The organism is Microbacterium sp. TNHR37B (assembly GCF_001620065.1).
GTDB lineage: Bacteria > Actinomycetota > Actinomycetes > Actinomycetales > Microbacteriaceae > Microbacterium.
On record NZ_LQGV01000003.1, the window covers coordinates 1,134,853 to 1,151,363 of the forward strand.

General features: G+C 70.2%; 16 protein-coding genes. 14 read left to right on the top strand and 2 right to left on the bottom strand.

Features of this window, described 5'->3' with window-relative positions; genetic code table 11:
- Positions 1 to 15 precede the first annotated feature (15 nt).
- The 4 genes from AVP41_RS13275 (at position 16) to erm (ending at position 4,044) form a co-directional block, all read left to right on the top strand.
- On the top strand, positions 16 to 1,320 hold the full coding sequence (locus tag AVP41_RS13275; RefSeq protein WP_067165208.1) for an MFS transporter: 1,305 nt from the start codon (positions 16 to 18) through the stop codon (positions 1,318 to 1,320).
- Entirely contained in the window at positions 1,313 to 2,260 is a 948-nt protein-coding gene (locus AVP41_RS13280) for an amidohydrolase family protein (RefSeq protein WP_231902751.1), read from the top strand. Before AVP41_RS13275 ends, AVP41_RS13280 begins: the two co-directional genes overlap by 8 nt.
- A gap of 25 nt (positions 2,261 to 2,285) precedes the next feature.
- Positions 2,286 to 3,086 (top strand): DeoR/GlpR family DNA-binding transcription regulator, encoded by an 801-nt coding sequence (locus tag AVP41_RS13285; RefSeq protein WP_067165211.1) that lies wholly within the window; start codon positions 2,286 to 2,288, stop codon positions 3,084 to 3,086.
- Positions 3,087 to 3,285: 199 nt separating this feature from the next.
- Positions 3,286 to 4,044, top strand: coding sequence for a 23S ribosomal RNA methyltransferase Erm (gene erm, locus AVP41_RS13290; protein ID WP_067165214.1), 759 nt, complete (start codon positions 3,286 to 3,288; stop codon positions 4,042 to 4,044).
- Positions 4,045 to 4,069: 25 nt separating this feature from the next.
- Here the strand turns inward: erm and AVP41_RS13295 are convergent, their stop codons facing one another.
- Positions 4,070 to 4,756, bottom strand: coding sequence for a hypothetical protein (locus AVP41_RS13295; RefSeq protein ID WP_067165218.1), 687 nt, complete (start codon positions 4,754 to 4,756; stop codon positions 4,070 to 4,072).
- Between the two features lie 67 nt (positions 4,757 to 4,823).
- Between AVP41_RS13295 and AVP41_RS13300 the strand changes: the two genes are divergently transcribed.
- From AVP41_RS13300 to AVP41_RS13345, 10 genes are all read left to right on the top strand, one after another.
- A complete protein-coding gene (locus AVP41_RS13300; RefSeq protein WP_067165221.1) occupies positions 4,824 to 6,071 on the top strand; it encodes an MFS transporter in 1,248 nt (415 codons plus the stop codon).
- Positions 6,064 to 6,870 (top strand): MerR family transcriptional regulator, encoded by an 807-nt coding sequence (locus AVP41_RS13305; protein ID WP_082829218.1) that lies wholly within the window; start codon positions 6,064 to 6,066, stop codon positions 6,868 to 6,870. The genes AVP41_RS13300 and AVP41_RS13305 overlap by 8 nt, the downstream gene beginning before the upstream one ends.
- Positions 6,871 to 6,908: 38 nt before the next feature.
- Positions 6,909 to 7,343 (top strand): hypothetical protein, encoded by a 435-nt coding sequence (locus AVP41_RS13310; protein WP_067165226.1) that lies wholly within the window; start codon positions 6,909 to 6,911, stop codon positions 7,341 to 7,343.
- A 156-nt stretch (positions 7,344 to 7,499) separates the two neighbouring features.
- Positions 7,500 to 8,069 carry a helix-turn-helix domain-containing protein gene (locus AVP41_RS13315; protein ID WP_067165229.1) on the top strand — a complete coding sequence of 190 codons (570 nt, stop codon included), beginning with the start codon at positions 7,500 to 7,502 and terminating at the stop codon, positions 8,067 to 8,069.
- A gap of 199 nt (positions 8,070 to 8,268) precedes the next feature.
- A complete protein-coding gene (locus AVP41_RS13320) occupies positions 8,269 to 9,363 on the top strand; it encodes an ABC transporter substrate-binding protein (RefSeq protein WP_197464335.1) in 1,095 nt (364 codons plus the stop codon).
- Positions 9,360 to 10,697: an amidohydrolase family protein gene (locus tag AVP41_RS16850; RefSeq protein WP_067165234.1), complete on the top strand. Its 1,338-nt coding sequence runs from the start codon at positions 9,360 to 9,362 to the stop codon at positions 10,695 to 10,697. Before AVP41_RS13320 ends, AVP41_RS16850 begins: the two co-directional genes overlap by 4 nt.
- Complete coding sequence (locus AVP41_RS13330) at positions 10,694 to 11,455, top strand: ABC transporter ATP-binding protein (protein ID WP_197464336.1); 762 nt, start codon at positions 10,694 to 10,696, stop codon at positions 11,453 to 11,455. Before AVP41_RS16850 ends, AVP41_RS13330 begins: the two co-directional genes overlap by 4 nt.
- Positions 11,452 to 12,258: an ABC transporter permease gene (locus AVP41_RS13335; protein WP_082829221.1), complete on the top strand. Its 807-nt coding sequence runs from the start codon at positions 11,452 to 11,454 to the stop codon at positions 12,256 to 12,258. The genes AVP41_RS13330 and AVP41_RS13335 overlap by 4 nt, the downstream gene beginning before the upstream one ends.
- The gene (locus tag AVP41_RS13340) at positions 12,255 to 12,956 is read left to right on the top strand and encodes a DUF1028 domain-containing protein (protein ID WP_067165241.1); all 702 of its coding nucleotides are present in this window, start codon (positions 12,255 to 12,257) and stop codon (positions 12,954 to 12,956) included. Before AVP41_RS13335 ends, AVP41_RS13340 begins: the two co-directional genes overlap by 4 nt.
- Positions 12,957 to 13,260: 304 nt before the next feature.
- Positions 13,261 to 14,349, top strand: a complete 1,089-nt coding sequence (locus AVP41_RS13345; RefSeq protein ID WP_067165245.1) for a hypothetical protein — start codon at positions 13,261 to 13,263, stop codon at positions 14,347 to 14,349.
- A gap of 57 nt (positions 14,350 to 14,406) precedes the next feature.
- On the opposite strand, the gene AVP41_RS13350 is transcribed toward AVP41_RS13345, so the two are convergent.
- Entirely contained in the window at positions 14,407 to 16,500 is a 2,094-nt protein-coding gene (locus tag AVP41_RS13350; RefSeq protein WP_067165248.1) for a heavy metal translocating P-type ATPase, read from the bottom strand.
- Between the last annotated feature and the right edge of the window lie 11 nt (positions 16,501 to 16,511).

The following is a 16,511-nucleotide window of genomic DNA, read 5'->3' on the forward strand; positions in this document are numbered from 1 at the left end:
GCAAAGGAGCACCCGATGACTCAGACCACCTCCGCGGCGGCGCAGACCCGCGCCGGCGCGCCCCGAAAGACGAACATCCGCTGGTCGGTGGTCGTCATCCTCTTCCTCTTCTATACGGTCAACTGCATCGACCGGGCATCGCTGTCGGTGGCCCTGCCCACCATCAGCGCCGAGTTCCTGCTCGAGCCGGCCGTCCAGGGACTCATCCTGTCGGCGTTCTTCTGGACGTACTGCCTGTTCCAGATCCCGGGTGGCCTGGCCTCCGACCGGTGGGGACCGCGCAAGGTGATCGGGATCGCCGCCGCCGTCTGGGGTGGGTTCACGGCCCTCGCCGGCCTGGCGCTCAACGGCTTCATGCTCGTGCTCGCGCGGCTGGGCCTCGGCGCGTTCGAGGCTCCGTACATGCCGGCCGCCTCGAAGCTCGTCTCCAAGTGGATGCCGCAGAACCGGCGCGCCTCGGGAGTGACCCTCATCGACTCCGGCGCTCCGCTCGGATCCGCGCTCGGTGGTCTGATCGTCGCGGGGCTCATCACGGCGACCGGGTCGTGGCGGTGGTCGTTCATCATCATCGGTGTCGCGACGATCTTCATCGGCCTCGCCGTCTACGCCTACATCCGCAACACGCCGCGGGAGCACAAGCTGGTCAACGCCGCCGAGGCGGAGTTCATCGAGACCAACGGCGGACGCGACGTCGTCGCGAAGGAGAAGCCCGGGCTGACCGTCGGCACCACCATCTGGATGGTCGTCGGGCGCATGGGATGGGCGATGGTGTTCTGGGGTCTGGTCACCTGGGGCCCCAACTACCTCTCCAACGCCCGGGGCCTGGATCTGGCCGCCATGGGCTTCGCCACGTTCGTCATCTTCCTCTGCGGCGCGTTCGGCGAGATCCTCTCGGGCCTCCTCGCCGACCTCCTCCAGCGCCGATTCGCCCCGAACGTCGCGCTGAAGATCCTCTTCGGTGGGTCGGGCGCGATCAGCCTCGCCGCACTCGCGATGCTGCCGTTCGTCGCCGACGCGGGCACCGCCATCCTGCTCCTGTGCGTGGGCGTGTTCTTCAACCTGTTCGGCGGCCTCTACTGGACGATCCCGGGCATGCTCGCCAAGCCCGAGAAGGTCGGCTTCGTCGGCGGGGTCATGAACTTCGCGGGCACGTCGTCGGGGATCATCGTCCCCATCGTCGCCGGTCTGATCGTGCAGTTCACGGGCGGCTACACGGGCGTGCTCATCTACCTCGCCGTGTGCGCGGCCGTCTACCTCGTGGCCTCGCTGTCGATCGACTTCGAGGGCAAGCGCGTCAAGCGGGGAGCGGTCAGTGTCTGACGACCTCCTGCTCGATGGGGCCGGCCGCTACGCCGGCCCCATCGTGGACGCGCACCACCACGTGTGGGACCTCGAGCGGAACCTCTACCCGTGGCTCACGCCGGAGATCCTCGTCCCCCACCGCTACGGCGACTACACGGCGATGAAGCGCACGTACCGCGCGGAGGACTACCTCGCCGATGTCGACGGGCTCGGCATCGCGGCGACCGTGTACATGGAGGCGGAGTGGGACCCCACCGACCCGCTGGGCGAGACCCGCTACATCGAAGAGGTGCACTCCGCGACCGGCGTTCCCGGCGCCATGGTCGCCCAGGCGTGGCTCGACGCTCCCGACGTCGCGGCCACCCTCGCCGCACAGGCGGCGTCGCCCCTCGTACGCAGCGTCCGGCACAAGCCCGGCGGGCCCACCTCGCCCGCCGAGGCCGACAGCGGCGGCCGCTCGCTGCTGAGCGACGACACCTGGCGTGCGGGGTACGCGCTGCTCGCCGCGTACGGACTGCACTTCGACCTTCAGACGCCGTGGTGGAACCTGCCCGAGGCCCGACGGCTGGCCGAGGACTTCCCCGGCACGACGCTCGTCGTGAACCATTCGGGCGTGCTGCTCGACCGGCACCCCGAGACGATCGCCCGCTGGCGTCGCGCCCTGGAGGAGGTCGCCGCCGCGCCCAACGTCGTGATCAAGGCGTCCGGGTTGTGCGTGGAGGGTGAGCCGTGGACCACCGACCTCAACCGCGACGTGATCCTCGACATGGTGCGCATCTTCGGCGCCGACCGCGTGATGTTCGGCAGCAACTTCCCGGTCGACGGCATGTTCGTCAGCTACCGCGGACTCCTGGAGACCTACCGGGAGGTGCTGTCTGTGCTCCCGGCGCACGATCAGCGCGCGGTGTTCGCCGGGACCGCAGAGCGCGTGTACCGGCCCACACCCCTCGGGGCGTGAGCCTGTCGCCGGTTAGGGTGGGCGTATGGCGATCACCTCCGACAGTGAGGCCCGTGTGATCCCCGATCAGCGTCGCGAGAGACTCATGCGTGCCCTGCACCGCGAGAAGGTCCTGAGCGTTCACCAGCTCACGGATCTGCTCGGCGTCTCGCACATGACGGTGCGTCGCGACATCGCCGTGCTGGAGCAGGAGGGGCTCGCCCTCGCGGTTCCCGGCGGCGTGCGTCTAGCGACCCACGCCATCTCGGAGCCCTCGCGCGACGACAAGTCGCTGCTGCGCCCCGAGCAGAAGTCCGCGATCGCCGCTGCGGCCGCCGCTCGCGTCCGCGACGACATGGTCGTCTACCTCGACGCCGGAACGACGATCCAGGCGATGGTGCCGCTGCTCCTCGAGCGCACCGGGCTCACGATCGTGACGAACGACTTCGGCATCGTCGACGCGCTCGCTCGCACGAGCATTCCCACGATCCATACGGGCGGTCGGGTGGACCATGCCAACCGCTCGACGATCGGCTCGCTGGGCGCACTCGTGCTCGCCCAGCTCAACACCGACATCGCCTTCATCAGCGCCTCCTCGTGGAGTCTTGCGCGCGGGGTGACGACGCCGGAGCCGTCCAAGGTCGATGTGAAGCAGGCGGCGATGCGCGGCACCGCCGAGAGTGTCCTGGTCGCCGATTCCTCCAAGTACGGGTCGTTCAGCGTCTACAAGGCCGCCGAGCTCAAGGCGTTCGATGTCATCGTCACCGACACCGAGCTGTCCGACACCGCCGCCGAGGCGATCACCGGCCGCGGGATCGAGCTCACGCTCGCGCTTGCTACCCTCTAGCGCGTGGGAACAATAAACGCAGCGCTCGTGACGGGGCGCTTCTTCACCTTCCGCGACCGCCGCGCCTGACGGCGCGCTCGCTCTCGCTCGCATCAGCGCGCCGTCCTTCCGAGACGTCACCACGCACCTCGGACGGGCGCTTTCTCGTACCCACGACGCTGCCCTCTGGGGTGCTCCTTCTCACTTTTGGAGCACGCTCATGCCTCGTTCTCATCACGGCGGCCGCCATGAACTCGGCCAGAACTTCCTCATCCACGACCCGTCGATCGACGCCGTCGTGCGCCTCGTGGCCGAGACGCACGGACCGATCCTCGAGCTCGGTGCCGGTGACGGCGCCCTCACGCGGCCGCTCGCCGCACAAGGTCGCCCCCTCACGGCGATCGATCTCGACGAGCATCGGGTGCGCCGGCTGGCGGAGCGCCTTCCGCGCGTCGACGTCGTCCACGCCGATGCGCTGACCTTTCCGCTGCGCGCGCCGGTCATCGTCGGCAACATCCCCTTCCACGTCACGACGCCGATCCTTCGACGGCTCCTGCGCGAGCCCGCGTGGGAGCGCGCGATCCTCCTGACCCAATGGGAGGTGGCTCGCAAGCGCGCGGGCGTGGGAGGGCGCACCATGATGACGGCCCAGCACGCGCCCTGGTTCGCGTTCGCCCTCCACGGGCGCGTCCCGCGGTGGGGGTTCTCGCCGCCGCCGAGCGTGGACGGCGGCATCCTCGGCATCAGCCGCCGCGCCGCGCCGCTCCTCCCTGACGCGCAGCGCGGCGCGTATCAGGACTTCGTCCGTTCGGTGTTCTCGGGACGGGGCGGGAGACTCGAACGCGTCGTGCAGGGCGCCGCGCGGGTGGGTCCGAGCGTGGCGCAGCGTGCGGTCGCCCGGGCCCAGGCCCAGGGAGCACTGCCGCGCGACCTGAGCCCCGAACAGTGGGTGACGATCTGGCAGGCGCTACGGAGATGAAGATCGGCGTGCGGGAGGAGTCGCGCTATCCGTCCGCGCGGAGCCGCTCGTCCGCCCGTCGGAGCTGGAGCCGCATCGCGTCGCGTTCTTCACGGGGCCACGGGCCGGAGCCGGCGAGGGGGATCTCCGTCATCCATCGCCGTTGGTGCTCGGGGATGAGCCTCGCGACGCGGTCCGGGTCACGGTTCGCCGTCGCATAAAGGTCGGGTCCGTCGGCGTAGAACGGATCGCACAGGACGATGCGGCCATCCGAGGTGCGCATGATGTTCGACGGGTTGTCATCGAGCGGCCCGCACCACGGAAGCTCCTGCCGGGCGCGCTCATGGATCGCCCCGACGAGCCGTGCGAGCTCCGACAGCTCAGGAGTCGGCTCGTCCAGCTGGGCGAGAAACGACTGCGCCTGCGTGGTCGCGACCGGAACCAGTCGTTCCATGACCTGCAGATCGCCTCCGCCGTCCAGCCGACGGTGTGCGTGCAGTACCGGTACCCGTCCGGTGTGGGATGCCTCGACGTACAGGCGCGCCGTGTACGGCCCGACGGGATCGAACGGACTGATGCGCGCGGCCAGCGCGCCATCGGGAGAGCCGAGCGCGATCGCCCAGTCTCCTTCGCCGCACGAGGTCCATCCCTCCGCCCGCAGCAGTCGCTCCACCTCGAGATGCGTTGCGGCGGCGGGCAGGTCCTCCAAGAACGCGAGGTGCGGTGCGGCCATCACGACAGCGTACTGACGGGTGGTCGCCGCTTGACTCCGACGCGGCGTCACAGTTTGCACTGGGGGAATGCTCATCCCTGTGGCGTATCTGGCCTCGTATCTGCTCTCCGTGCTCGGCAACTCCATCGCCGGTGTCGCGCTTCCCCTCATCGTCCTCCAGGTGACCGGCAGCGTGCTCGGCGCGGGCACCGTCGCCGCCGCGACCGCGCTCCCGGCCGTGCTGGCGGGACTCCTGATGGGGGTGGCGATCGATCGGATCAACCGGCGCACGTCGTCCGTGGTCACCGACCTCATCTCGGCGGCGGCGATCGCGGCGCTGCCGCTCATCGATCTGGCAACGGGGCTGACGCTCGGGTGGTTCATCCTGTTCGGCGTGATCGGGTCGCTCGGCGATGTGCCCGGGATGACGGCGCGCGAGGCGCTGCTGCCCGCGATCGTGCGACACGGGCGGATCGGCGCCGAGCGGCTCATCGGCATCCGGGAAGCACTCGGAGCCATCGCCTTGGTGCTGGGGCCCGCCGCGGCCGGGACGCTCATGGTGCTGTTCGACGGGTCGACGGTGCTGTGGGTCACGGCGGCGACGTCGTTGGCGGCGGCTCTGATCACCCTCCTCATTCCGCATCGGGTGGGCGCCGTGACGACCGGTGACGGCGTGCCCGCGCGCCGGACAGCGGGCACATGGAGCCAGTTGCGCGAAGGGTGGCGGGTGCTCTTCGGGAGCGGATTCCTGCTCGTCACGACGGCGTTGAGCGTGGTCTCGGTGATCGTGCTGGCCGCGCTGCAGGGACTGCTGCTGCCGGTGTACTTCTCGATCGAGCAGCAACCGGAAATGCTCGGATTCGTCTTGACGGCGCTCGCGGTGGGCATGCTCGTCGGAAGCGGCATCTACGCGGTCGCGGGCGCTCGGGGCAGGCGACGAGGCTGGTTCCTCGCGGGGTTGGTCGGCACCACGATCGGCTTCGGTCTCGTCGGCTCGCTGGCCTCGGTGTGGATCGTCTTCGCAGGAGCCTTCGTCGTCGGACTCTCCAGCGGCCTGTTCGGCAGTCTCATCGGCGTGCTCATGATCGAACGGATCCCGGAACAGATGCGCGGTCGGATCCTCGGCACCCAGAACGCGATCATGACGGCCGCCCCCGCCCTCGGCATCATCGTGGCCGCGGTGATCACGGAGTATGCCGGCATGCGGTGGGCGGCCGCCGCGCTCGTTGCGGTGTGGCTGGTGGCGCTGGTGCTCGGGCTCACGGCACGGTCGCTGCGTACTCTGGAGGCGGGCGAGGGCCCCGAAGGTGAGACGACGGCGGTGGGCAGTGCGTAGCGCGGAGCTGGCAGGACTGGCCGGAGTGAGCGTGCGGACGCTCCGTCACTATCACCAGACCGGGTTGCTCGAGGAGCCCCCGCGGCACCGCAACGGCTACCGCGACTACACGGTGCACGACCTCGTCCGTCTTCTGCGGATCCGACGGCTGGCGTCACTCGGCATCCCGCTCGAGCGCATGCCGCCGCTCCTCGACGATGCGAACGCGGATGCCGGGTCGGCCCTGGATGAGCTGGACGCGGAGCTGGCGGCGCAGGTCGACCGGTTGAACGCCCAGCGAGCCGTCATCGCGCACCTGCGCGCGCACGGCGCCGCGCCGGATCTGCCGCCCGAGCTGGCCCCGTTCCTGGCGGTCTTCACGACGGCACAGTTGCCGTCGAGCATGGTCCAGCACGATCGCGACCAGTCCGTGCTTCTCGCCCACCTGGCGGGGGAGGAAGGCTTGCGCTCCCTCGCCGCGTTCTACGAGCGCCTGAGCGAGCCCGACATCGCGCCGCGGGCGATCGAGATCGCGCGGCGCCATGCCGAGCTCGGGTCGGAGAGCACGGATGCCGAGGTCACCGAGACCGCCGAGGCACTCGTGGCGTTGCTGCGCCCGCTCATCGACGAGCTCTCTCCGGGTGAGGGTGACATCGTGTGGTCGGGACCTCTGCATCTGTTGACCGAATACGCCGACGACGCCCTGAACGATCAGCAGCGTCGGTGCCTTCACCTCGCCGAACGCATGCTGGAGGAGCGAGACGGTGCGCCCGGGGGGTTGACCCCCGGCGGGCCTATCGCAGAGTGCCGCATCGCCTGATGATCCGCTCTGTCGGAGGCCGCTCGTAGGCTGAGCCCGTGGCGACCGTCGGTGATGTGCGAGCGATCGCCTCGCGACTGCCGGGAAGCGAGGAGCGCACCACGACGGCCGGGGTGTCGTGGTTCGTGCGGTCGAAGCCGTTCGTGTGGGAGTGCCATCCGTGGCCCAGTGTTCCGGAGCCCGTGCGCACCCTGCTCGCGACCGAAGAGGTCTTCGGGGTGAAGGTCGCCGATCCGCTCGATGCGCAGGCGCTTCGCGAAATGGAGCCACAGGTCTTCCTCCCCCAGACCACCCGCTGGGGTGAGCCGAAAGTGGCGTTCCGCCTGGCGGACATCGACCTCGATCACCTGGCGGAGCTCGTCGTCGAGGCGTGGCGCGTGCAGGCGCCGACCTACCTCGTGCGTGCCTTCGACGACGACGGCGAGCCCGTCGAACTCCGCGAGAGGGCGGCGAGGCGCGCGTCCGAGAAGTGACCTCCCCGCGTCCCGCCGCCCCGGCGGTCCGGTGTCCGATGCCCTCCGGACCGGTTTTACATCACGGAAACATCCCGGTCATTGTCACGACAGAACCTCGGGTATACAGTGTGCTTACTCAGCGTAAACATGCTGCTTAGTAACGAGAGGATCGCCGTGGACGACAGCAATCTCGGTGCCCGGGTGCGCGAGCTGCGCATGCTGCGCCAGATGTCCACGCGCGAGCTGGCGCGGCGCGCGTCGATCAGCGCGGGCTACGTCAGCCAGATCGAGAACGGCCAGGCCAACACGAGCCTGGACGTCGTCCGACGGATCGCCGCCGCGTTCGGCGTGCCCTGGACCGAGCTCTTCAGCGCGCAACCCGCGCTGGGCACCGTCCTCCGCCGCGCCGAGCGCCCCATGCTCGCCGCGGGAAACTCCGTCCGGCACTTCCGCATCACGCAGCCGCCGCTCGGCAACGTCGAGGTGCTGGTGTCGGAGTACGAACCCGGTCACGGCGAGGGGAGCGAGAGCTACACCCACGGCGACTCGCAGGAGGTGTGCGTGATCCTGCGCGGCCGCTTCCGCTTCCACCTCGGTGACCAGGACTACATCCTCGAGACCGGCGACAGCCTGGACTACCGCTCCTCCACGCCGCACAGCATCGTCAACATCGGCGACGCCCCCGGCGAAGCGTTGTGGGTGGTCACCCCGCCCTCCGACGCCCCCCTTCCGTACGTGGACTGATCCCGTCCTCAGACTCCCGGCGCCGACGCGACGCTCGCACGGCATCGGTGATCGGCGATGCCGAAAACGGCACCGCGATCCGCTCCACCGCTCCACCCACCCGTTCCACCCGCTCCACCACGCACCGCACCGTCCGAGCTCCATCCCTCACCCGGATTCCCGGATCCGCGCATCACCCGTCCCGCGCTAGGAGAACATGATGAACATCCGCCGTACCGCCGCGCTGCTCGCGGCCGCCGCCCTCGCCACCACCCTCGCCGGTTGCGCGAGCGACTCGCCCGACGCCGAAGGCGCCACCACGACGATCGAGTTCGGCCTGCCCACCAACATGGGCGCCAACAACTCGCCGATGGCCGTCGCCGAGGCGATGGGATACTTCGCCGACGAGGGCCTCAAGGTCGACATCGTCGTCACGGGCGACTCGACCTCCATCGTCCAGGGAATCGACTCCGGCTCCCTCGACATCGGCAGCACGCCGCCCGAGCCGATCCTGCAGGCCATGACCAAGGGCAGCGACCTGCAGCTGGTCTACAACTACATCCGCAAGCAGACCGGATCGCTCGCTGTGCTGAAGGACAGCCCCATCCAGTCGCTGGAGGACTTCCGCGGTGCCGTGATCGGGCAGGCCAGCCTCGGCACCTCCAACATGCTGCTGTCGGAGGGCATCCTCGCTTCTGCCGGCCTCACCCCCGACGTCGACTACTCGCACCTCGCGGTCGGCACCGGCGCAGCGGCCCTGCAGGCCCTCAAGGGCGGACAGGTCGACGCGCTGTCGCTGTGGGACACCGAGTACGCCGCCTTCGAAGCGCAGGGCACCGCGCTGCGCTACTTCACGACCGACGAGGTCGCCTCGCTCTTCTCCACGACCTACTTCACGAGCGCCGACTACGCGGGCAAGAACGCCGACACGATCGAAGGCTTCGGTCGCGCGATGGCCAAGGCCACGCTCTTCACCGCGACGAACCCCGAGGCCGCCCTGCGGATCATGTACGACAAGTACCCCGACACCCTCGTGGCCGGCAACTCCATCGACGACCAGCTCGCGATCGACCTCGTGGCCCTCGAGCGCCGCATCGAACTGCTCACCGCCGGCGACCCGGAGGCCTCCGGCACCTGGGGCGCCTACGACGAGTCGGCGCTGAAGGCCTGGGCCGCGTTCGCCCTCGATGCGGGGATCATCGATTCCGCCGTCGACACCGTCGCCGCCGCCCCGAACACGTTCGTCGAGGACTACAACGACTTCGACGGAGACGCCGTCATCACCGAGGCGAAGAACTGGAGCGCTGCCGAATGACGACCCTGACCTACACCGCGGGGGTCCCCGCGATCGACCACCACTCCCACGCCGGCTACGTCCGGCCGGGGGAGGAGCTGGAGGGGATCGACGCCCTCGAGCGCGAGAACGCCATGGGGCACGTGGAGGCCCACCTCCCCGCCTCGGTCTTCGATGCCTTCGTCGACGCACGCGGCCGCCGCGACCGGGACGAGCTGGACCGCCTCGACCGGGAGCACGGGATCCGGGCGCTGTTCGAAGAGAGCATCGCCTTCCAAGCCACGACCGTCCACGCGGTCGCCCTGGCCGACGGCAGCCGCGCGCTCTACGGAGACCTCCCGCACGCCGAGCAGGTGCGTCTGAGCACCGAGCGGCGCCGCGCGGACTTCCCGGGCCTCTACGGTCGGGCGCTGGAGCTCTCGCACACCGCGGCGGTGCTCACCGACATCCCGCAGATCGACGGCACGCTGTGGCCGCACGCGCAGTACAAGCCGGTCGCCCGGATCGATCCCTACCTGTACCCCTTCGGGCACCCGCCCTTCCGGCGGCGCGGATCGGACAGCCCCCGCTTCCAGCGCGTGTTCGGGTCGATCCTCGTCGACCTGCTGGCGGCCGAGGCGCTCACCGCTCCCCCCGCGACACTCGCGGAGTACGTGGAGTTCGTGCGGACCTCGATCGTGCGACGACAGGACAGCGGGTTCATCGGGCTCAAGATCGCCTCGGCCTATGTCCGATCGCTCCACTTCGTCCGGCGATCGCGGGAGGAGGCCACCGCCGCCTACGAGCGGCTGCGCACCGACCCGGCGGCCGTGGAGACCGAGGCTCACACGATCGTCGCCGACTTCCTCGTCTTCGCGATCGCCGAGCTGGCCGCCGAGCGCGAGCTACCGGTGCAGATCCACACCGGCATGGGGCACGCCGAGCCGGGGCTCCTCCTGACCGGTGCCGATCCCCGCAACCTCGAACCGCTCCTGTCCGACCCGGCGCTGAACCGGCTGCGGGTGATCCTGATCCACGGCGGATACCCGTACACGTCGTACCTCGCGGCGATCGCGCAGGCGCACGGCAACGTGTACGTCGACTACTCGTGGATGCCCTACCTCCATCACCATGCCCTGGAACGGATGCTTCAGGAATGGCTCGAGCTGCTCCCCGCCAACAAGGTCATGTTCGGCACCGACACCGGGCAGCCGGAGTTCCACGTGTCCGCCACCGCCCGCGGGCGGCTGCTCCTGGATCGCGCGCTGTCCGCCGGGGTGTCCGATCGCCTCTGGACGACGACCCAGGCCGAGTGGCTGGCCGGCCGCGTGCTCAACGAGAACCTCTGTCGCGTCTACGGGTTGGAGGCACCGTGAACGACCTCATCCAGATCACCGACCTGTCGAAGGTCTACCAGACCCGCACCGGCGACGTGACGGCGCTCTCGCACGTCGACCTGGGTATCGCGGAAGGAGAGTTCGTCTCGATCCTCGGTCCGAGCGGCTGTGGCAAGACGACCCTGCTGCGGATCCTCGCAGGCCTCGAGGACCACACCGACGGCGAGGCCACGATCTCCGGAACCCCCATCGGGGCCCCGCGCGGCGAAGCAGGCATGGTGTTCCAGAAGGCCACGCTGCTGCCGTGGCTGAACATCCTCGACAACGTGCTGCTTCCGCTGAGCCTGAAGCGGCGCGTGACGGCGGCCGATCGTCGCCAGGCCACCGACCTGCTGACGATGGTCGGGCTGGAGGAGTTCCTCCGCAAGCACCCGCACGAGCTCTCCGGCGGCATGCAGCAGCGCGCCGCGATCTGCCGCGCACTCGTGCACGACCCGGCGGTGCTCCTCATGGACGAGCCGTTCGGCGCGCTCGATGCCATGACGCGCGACGCCCTGAACGTCGAGGTCAACCGCATCTGGCGGGAGACGGGCACCACCGCGGTGCTCATCACGCACAGCATCGCCGAAGCGGTGTTCCTCGCCGAACGGGTCGTCGTGATGACGCCGAGGCCCGGGCGGATCGCGGAGATCGTCGACGTGCCGTTCGGCAAGGAACGCACCCCCGACCTGCTCGGAGACCCCGAGTTCGCCGCCCTGACCTCCCACATCCGACGCCACTTCGAGGTGAACTCATGACCGTCACCACTCAGATCGTGTCTTCGCGCCGGCGCCTGGTGAACACCCCCGCCAAGCGGGCCATCGGTTCGCTGGGTCTCCTGGCGGTACTGCTGCTGGTCTGGCAGTTCGTCCCCGGCTGGACGAACACGCCCGAGTACGTCGTGCCTCCGCTCAGCGACGTGCTGGCCGCCCTGTTCGATCCCACCGCCTTCCCCCGCTACGTGGAGAACGCCGCCTCGACGATGACGATCGTCCTCACGGGGCTCGCGATCGGTGTCGCGGCGGGTCTCGTCCTCGCGATCCTGTTGGCGCAGTTCCCCACGGCGTACGCCGTCGTGTTCCCGTACATCGTGGCGATCGAGTCCATTCCGAAGGTGGCGATCGCTCCGCTGTTCATCATCTGGTTCGGCTTCGGCATGCCCTCCAAGGTCGTCGTGGTGGTGCTGCTCGCCTTCTTCCCGATGCTCGTGAACGCGCTGCACGGGTTCCGCGGAGTCGACCGCGACCAGGTCGACCTCTTCCGGGTGAACGGGGCCCGGCGCTGGCAGATCCAGACGCGGCTCATGCTCCCCGCCGCGCTGCCGCAGATCTTCTCCGGGCTGGAGCTCGCCGTCGCCAACTCCATGATCGGCGCGATCGTCGCCGAGTTCGTCGGAGCGCAGAAGGGCCTGGGTGTGCTCATCCTGCAGGCGCAGGGCCGTATGGAGACCGCCGCGGTGTTCGCGCTCCTCATCATCCTGTCGGTGCTGGGCATCGTCCTGAACCTGATCGTGCGGGTGCTCCGCAAGGTCGTCGTCCGATGGGAGATCACGTCGAAATGACTTTCAGCATCGTTGCGCGCGACCCGCTGACCGGTGCGGTCGGCGTCTGTCAGGGGACGGGCTCCATCGCCCTCGCCTCGCGGTGCCCCCAGGTGTCGGGCGAGGCCGCGGTCACGAGCCAATGGCACTCCGACTGGCGGCTGGGGCTGCGGGCGCTGGAGCGGGGGCGTGCGGGGCTCGATCCCGTGCTCATCCTCGCGGGGCTTGCCGAGACCGATCCGCTCTTCCGCTATCGCCAGATCGGTGTGGTCCTCGACGACGGCCGGGTCGCCGCACACACGGGTGACTATGTCGAGCCGGGCCTGTACGCGGGGCATCGCGTGGGGGACGGGTACGCCGTTCTGGGCAACGGCCTGGTCGGCCCCGACGTGCTGGCGGCGATGGCCGAGTCGTTCGAGGGCGAGAGTGAGACAGCCTTCGAAGAGCGGCTGATGCGCGCCCTGGAGGCCGGGCTCGCGGCGGGCGGGGAGGGCCGGCGGCACGTGTCGTCGTCGATCATCACTGCCGTCCGCGGCCAGCGCCGCCCGCGCCTGGACCTCCGCGTCGACATCGCGCCCGAGGGGACCGACGCGATCGTCGACCTCCGCCGCATCTTCGATGAGTACGCGCCCCTCATCGACTACTACGGGAGCTACTGGCTCGATCACCCCGAGGTCACCGGCGAGCAGTGGCTCGCCCTGGGCTCCCCCCTCTCCTGATCCCCTTCCCCCTTCCTTCCCCTTCCCCCCCCTTTCCCCTTCCCCCCTTCCCCGCTCAGGTGGCGCATTCTGCTCCTATCTGGCTCCTGAACCCACAAGTTGCGCCACCTGAGCGTGAGGGTCCTGCGCTCAGGTGGCGCGTGTGGTTGGTATGTGGAGTCTGAGGCAGCAGGATGCGCCACCTGAGCGGGGCGGGCCGGGGCGGGGCTGAGCAGGTGGGGCGGGGCCTGAGCGGGTGGAGTTGGGCGAGGGGCTGAGCGGGGTGGGGTGGGGCTGGGGCGATACGCTCGGGAGGGTGCGCCGTGTGACCTCCCTCGACACGACAGCCCTCACCGATCCGATCGACCGCGACCAGCTCATCGCGTTCCGGCGGTCGCTTCCGGCCGACATCCGCGGATCCCTGTGGGCGATCTGGTGGCCGATGGTCGCCCTGAACGTCAGCTCCCTCTTCCTGACCGGGTTCTTCGCGTGGCTCGCACTGTCGGACGGCCCTCCTCGGGCCGACGGACTCGTGGTCGCCGGGGGACTCGCGGCGGTCGCACTCTTCGTCCTCGTGGTCACGACGATCTCGGCGGTCTCCGGCACGCGGCAACGCCGCGGCGTCCGCCAGTTCCGGCTCTCGCGCTTCGCCCGGGACAACGACTGGACGTATGCGCCGGTGAGTGCGCGTCTCGCGTTTCCCGGAATGATCTTCGAAGAGCGCGCCGCTCAGGTGGCATACGACGTCGTGCGCGGGCCCGGGGCGAGGGGCCTCGTGATCGGAAACCAGACGTTCACGACGGGGGAGGGAAAGAACCGCCGGTCGCATCGCTGGGGGTTCGCGAGCGTGCGGCTGGGAACGACCCTTCCGCACATCGTCCTGGATGCGCGGAGCAACAACGCGCTCGGCGCCACGAACCTCCCCGTGTCGCTCGACCCGGCGCAGCGACTGGAACTCGAAGGCGACTTCTCCCGCCACTTCACGCTGTACGCGCCCCAGGGCTACGAGCGGGATGCGCTGTATCTGTTCACGCCCGACGTGATGGCGCGGTTCGTCGATCACGCCGCTGCCGTGGACGTCGAGATCATTGACGACCGGATCTTCCTCTACTCCCGCCGCGATCTGGCCACGCTCGACCCGGCCGTCTGGGAGTGGCTCGTGTCTGCCCTCGATGCCGTCACGGAGAAGATCGAGCAGTGGCGACGGTGGCGTGACGACCGCCTGGGGGAGACTCGCGTGGCCAGTGACCGCTCGGGTGCCGTCGAGATCCTCCGCCCGCCGCGGGGAGTGGCCCCCGGGGGGCGACGCCTCGTGCAGCGCGTGCACTGGGCGTGGATCGTGATCGGCGGAGCCTTCGCCGCGTGGGGGCTGTTCACCCTCCTCCGCGATGTCTGGTCCGGCCTCTTCGGCTGAGTCCCGCCCGCCCCACACGCGACCGCCCCCGCCGGCACCCCGCCGACGCCCCCGCGATCACCCCATCCGCTCGGGCCGGAGGTCGATGCGGCGGAGCAGCTGCGCATTGAGGGCGACCACGATCGTCGACAGGGACATCAGGATCGCCCCCACCGACATCGGCAGCACGAACCCGAGCGGAGCGAGCACCCCGGCGGCGAGGGGAACGGAGAGCAGGTTGTAGCCCGCCGCCCACCACAGGTTCTGCGCCATCTTGCGGTAGCTCGCGCGCGAGAGCTCGATCACCGACAGGACGGATCGCGGGTCGTCGCTGGCGAGCACCACTCCGGCCGAGGCGATGGCCACATCGGTGCCGGCCCCGATGGCGATGCCGACGTCGGCCTGCGCGAGGGCGGGGGCGTCGTTGACGCCGTCGCCCACCATCGCAACGCGGCGGCCGTCGGCCTGGAGCGTCGCCACGGTCGAGGACTTGTCTTCGGGACGCACACCCGAGAAGACCCGATCGATTCCCACCGACGCCGCCACCGCTCGGGCGACCGGCTCGGCGTCGCCCGTGATCATCACGACCTCGATGCCGCGTCGGCGAAGGGCGGCGACGGCGTCGCGCGACTCGGGCCGCACCTCGTCGGCGAGGGCGATCGCTCCGATCACGGCGTCGCCCCGGACGACGTGGAGCATGATCTCGCCGCGGTCGCCGGGCAACGCCGACCCGCCGAGTCCCGACCCGCCGAGTCCCGCAGCGCCGACCTCGTCGAGGAGCCGAGGACCCCCGACCCGGACCACCGCTCCGTCGACGGTCGCCGACACGCCCAGCGCGGGGACGGAGGAGAACCCCGTCGACCGCGGCACGGCGAGCCCGCGTTCGGCGCTGGCCCGGACGATCGCCCGGGCCAGCGGGTGCTCGCTGTCGGTCTCGGCCGCCGCCGCCAGGGCGAGAACGTCGTCCGCGCTCCGGCCGTCCGCGGCGGCCACGTCGACGACGGCGGGCTCGCCCCGTGTGAGGGTGCCGGTCTTGTCGAAGAGCACGGTGTCGATCGTCCGCATGCTCTCCAGTGCCAGCCGGTCGGTGACGAGCACGCCGCTGCGGGCCGCCCTCTCCGTCGCGATCGAGACGACGAGCGGAATCGCAAGACCGAGGGCGTGCGGACACGCGATGACGAGCACCGTGATCGTGCGGACGACCGCACTGTCGGGGTCGCCCACCGCCGTCCAGACCACTGCCGTGACCACGGCCGCGCCCAGGGCGAACCAGAACAGCCATGCGGCGGCCCGGTCGGCCAGGCGCTGGGCGCGGGAGGTGGAGTTCTGCGCCTCGGCCACGAGCCGGCGGATTCCCGCGAGGGTGGTGTCGTCGCCCGTGGCGGTCACCTCCACCCGAACCCCGGAGTCGGTGGCCACCGTCCCCGCGACGACCGCGTCGCCGACGCCGCGGTCCACGGGGCGCGACTCACCAGTGACGAGCGACTCGTCCATCGCGGCGCGACCCTCGACGATCCGGCCGTCGGCGGGGACGCGGGCGCCCGGACGCACCACGACGACATCGCCGACGATGAGCTCGGACGGAGAGACGGCGACCGTCTCGCCTCCCTCCACACGCTCCGCCTCATCGGGAAGGAGCGCCGCGAGGGAGTCGAGCGCGGAGGTCGTCGCCGCGAGCGACCGCATCTCGATCCAGTGCCCCAGGAGCATGATGACGATCAGGAGGGCCAGCTCCCACCAGAACTCCAGTTCGTGGTCGAGCAGGCCCAGGCTCGCTCCCCACGAGGCGACGAACGCGACGGTGATCGCGAGCGCGATGAGGAGCATCATGCCCGGGCGCCGTGATCGCAGCTCCGCGACGGCACCTGTGAGGAAGGGGCGTCCGCCCCAGACGTACATGACGGTCCCGACGAGCGGCGAGACGAAGGCGAGCCCGGGGACGTCCGGCAGGCGGTAGCCGAGCAGCATCGCGAACATGCCGGAGAACGCCACCACCGGCGCGGCGAGGATCAGATTCACCCAGAACAGCCGGCGGAACTGCGCCACGTGGGCGCCGTGCCCGCCGTGGTCCCCGTGCCCCCCGTGGTCGCCGTGGCCCTCGTGATCCCCGTGTCCCGTGTGGCCCCCGTGCGCGCCGGGGGTGTGCTCCATCGATTCGTGCGGCTCGGTCATCGCCGGTCCTT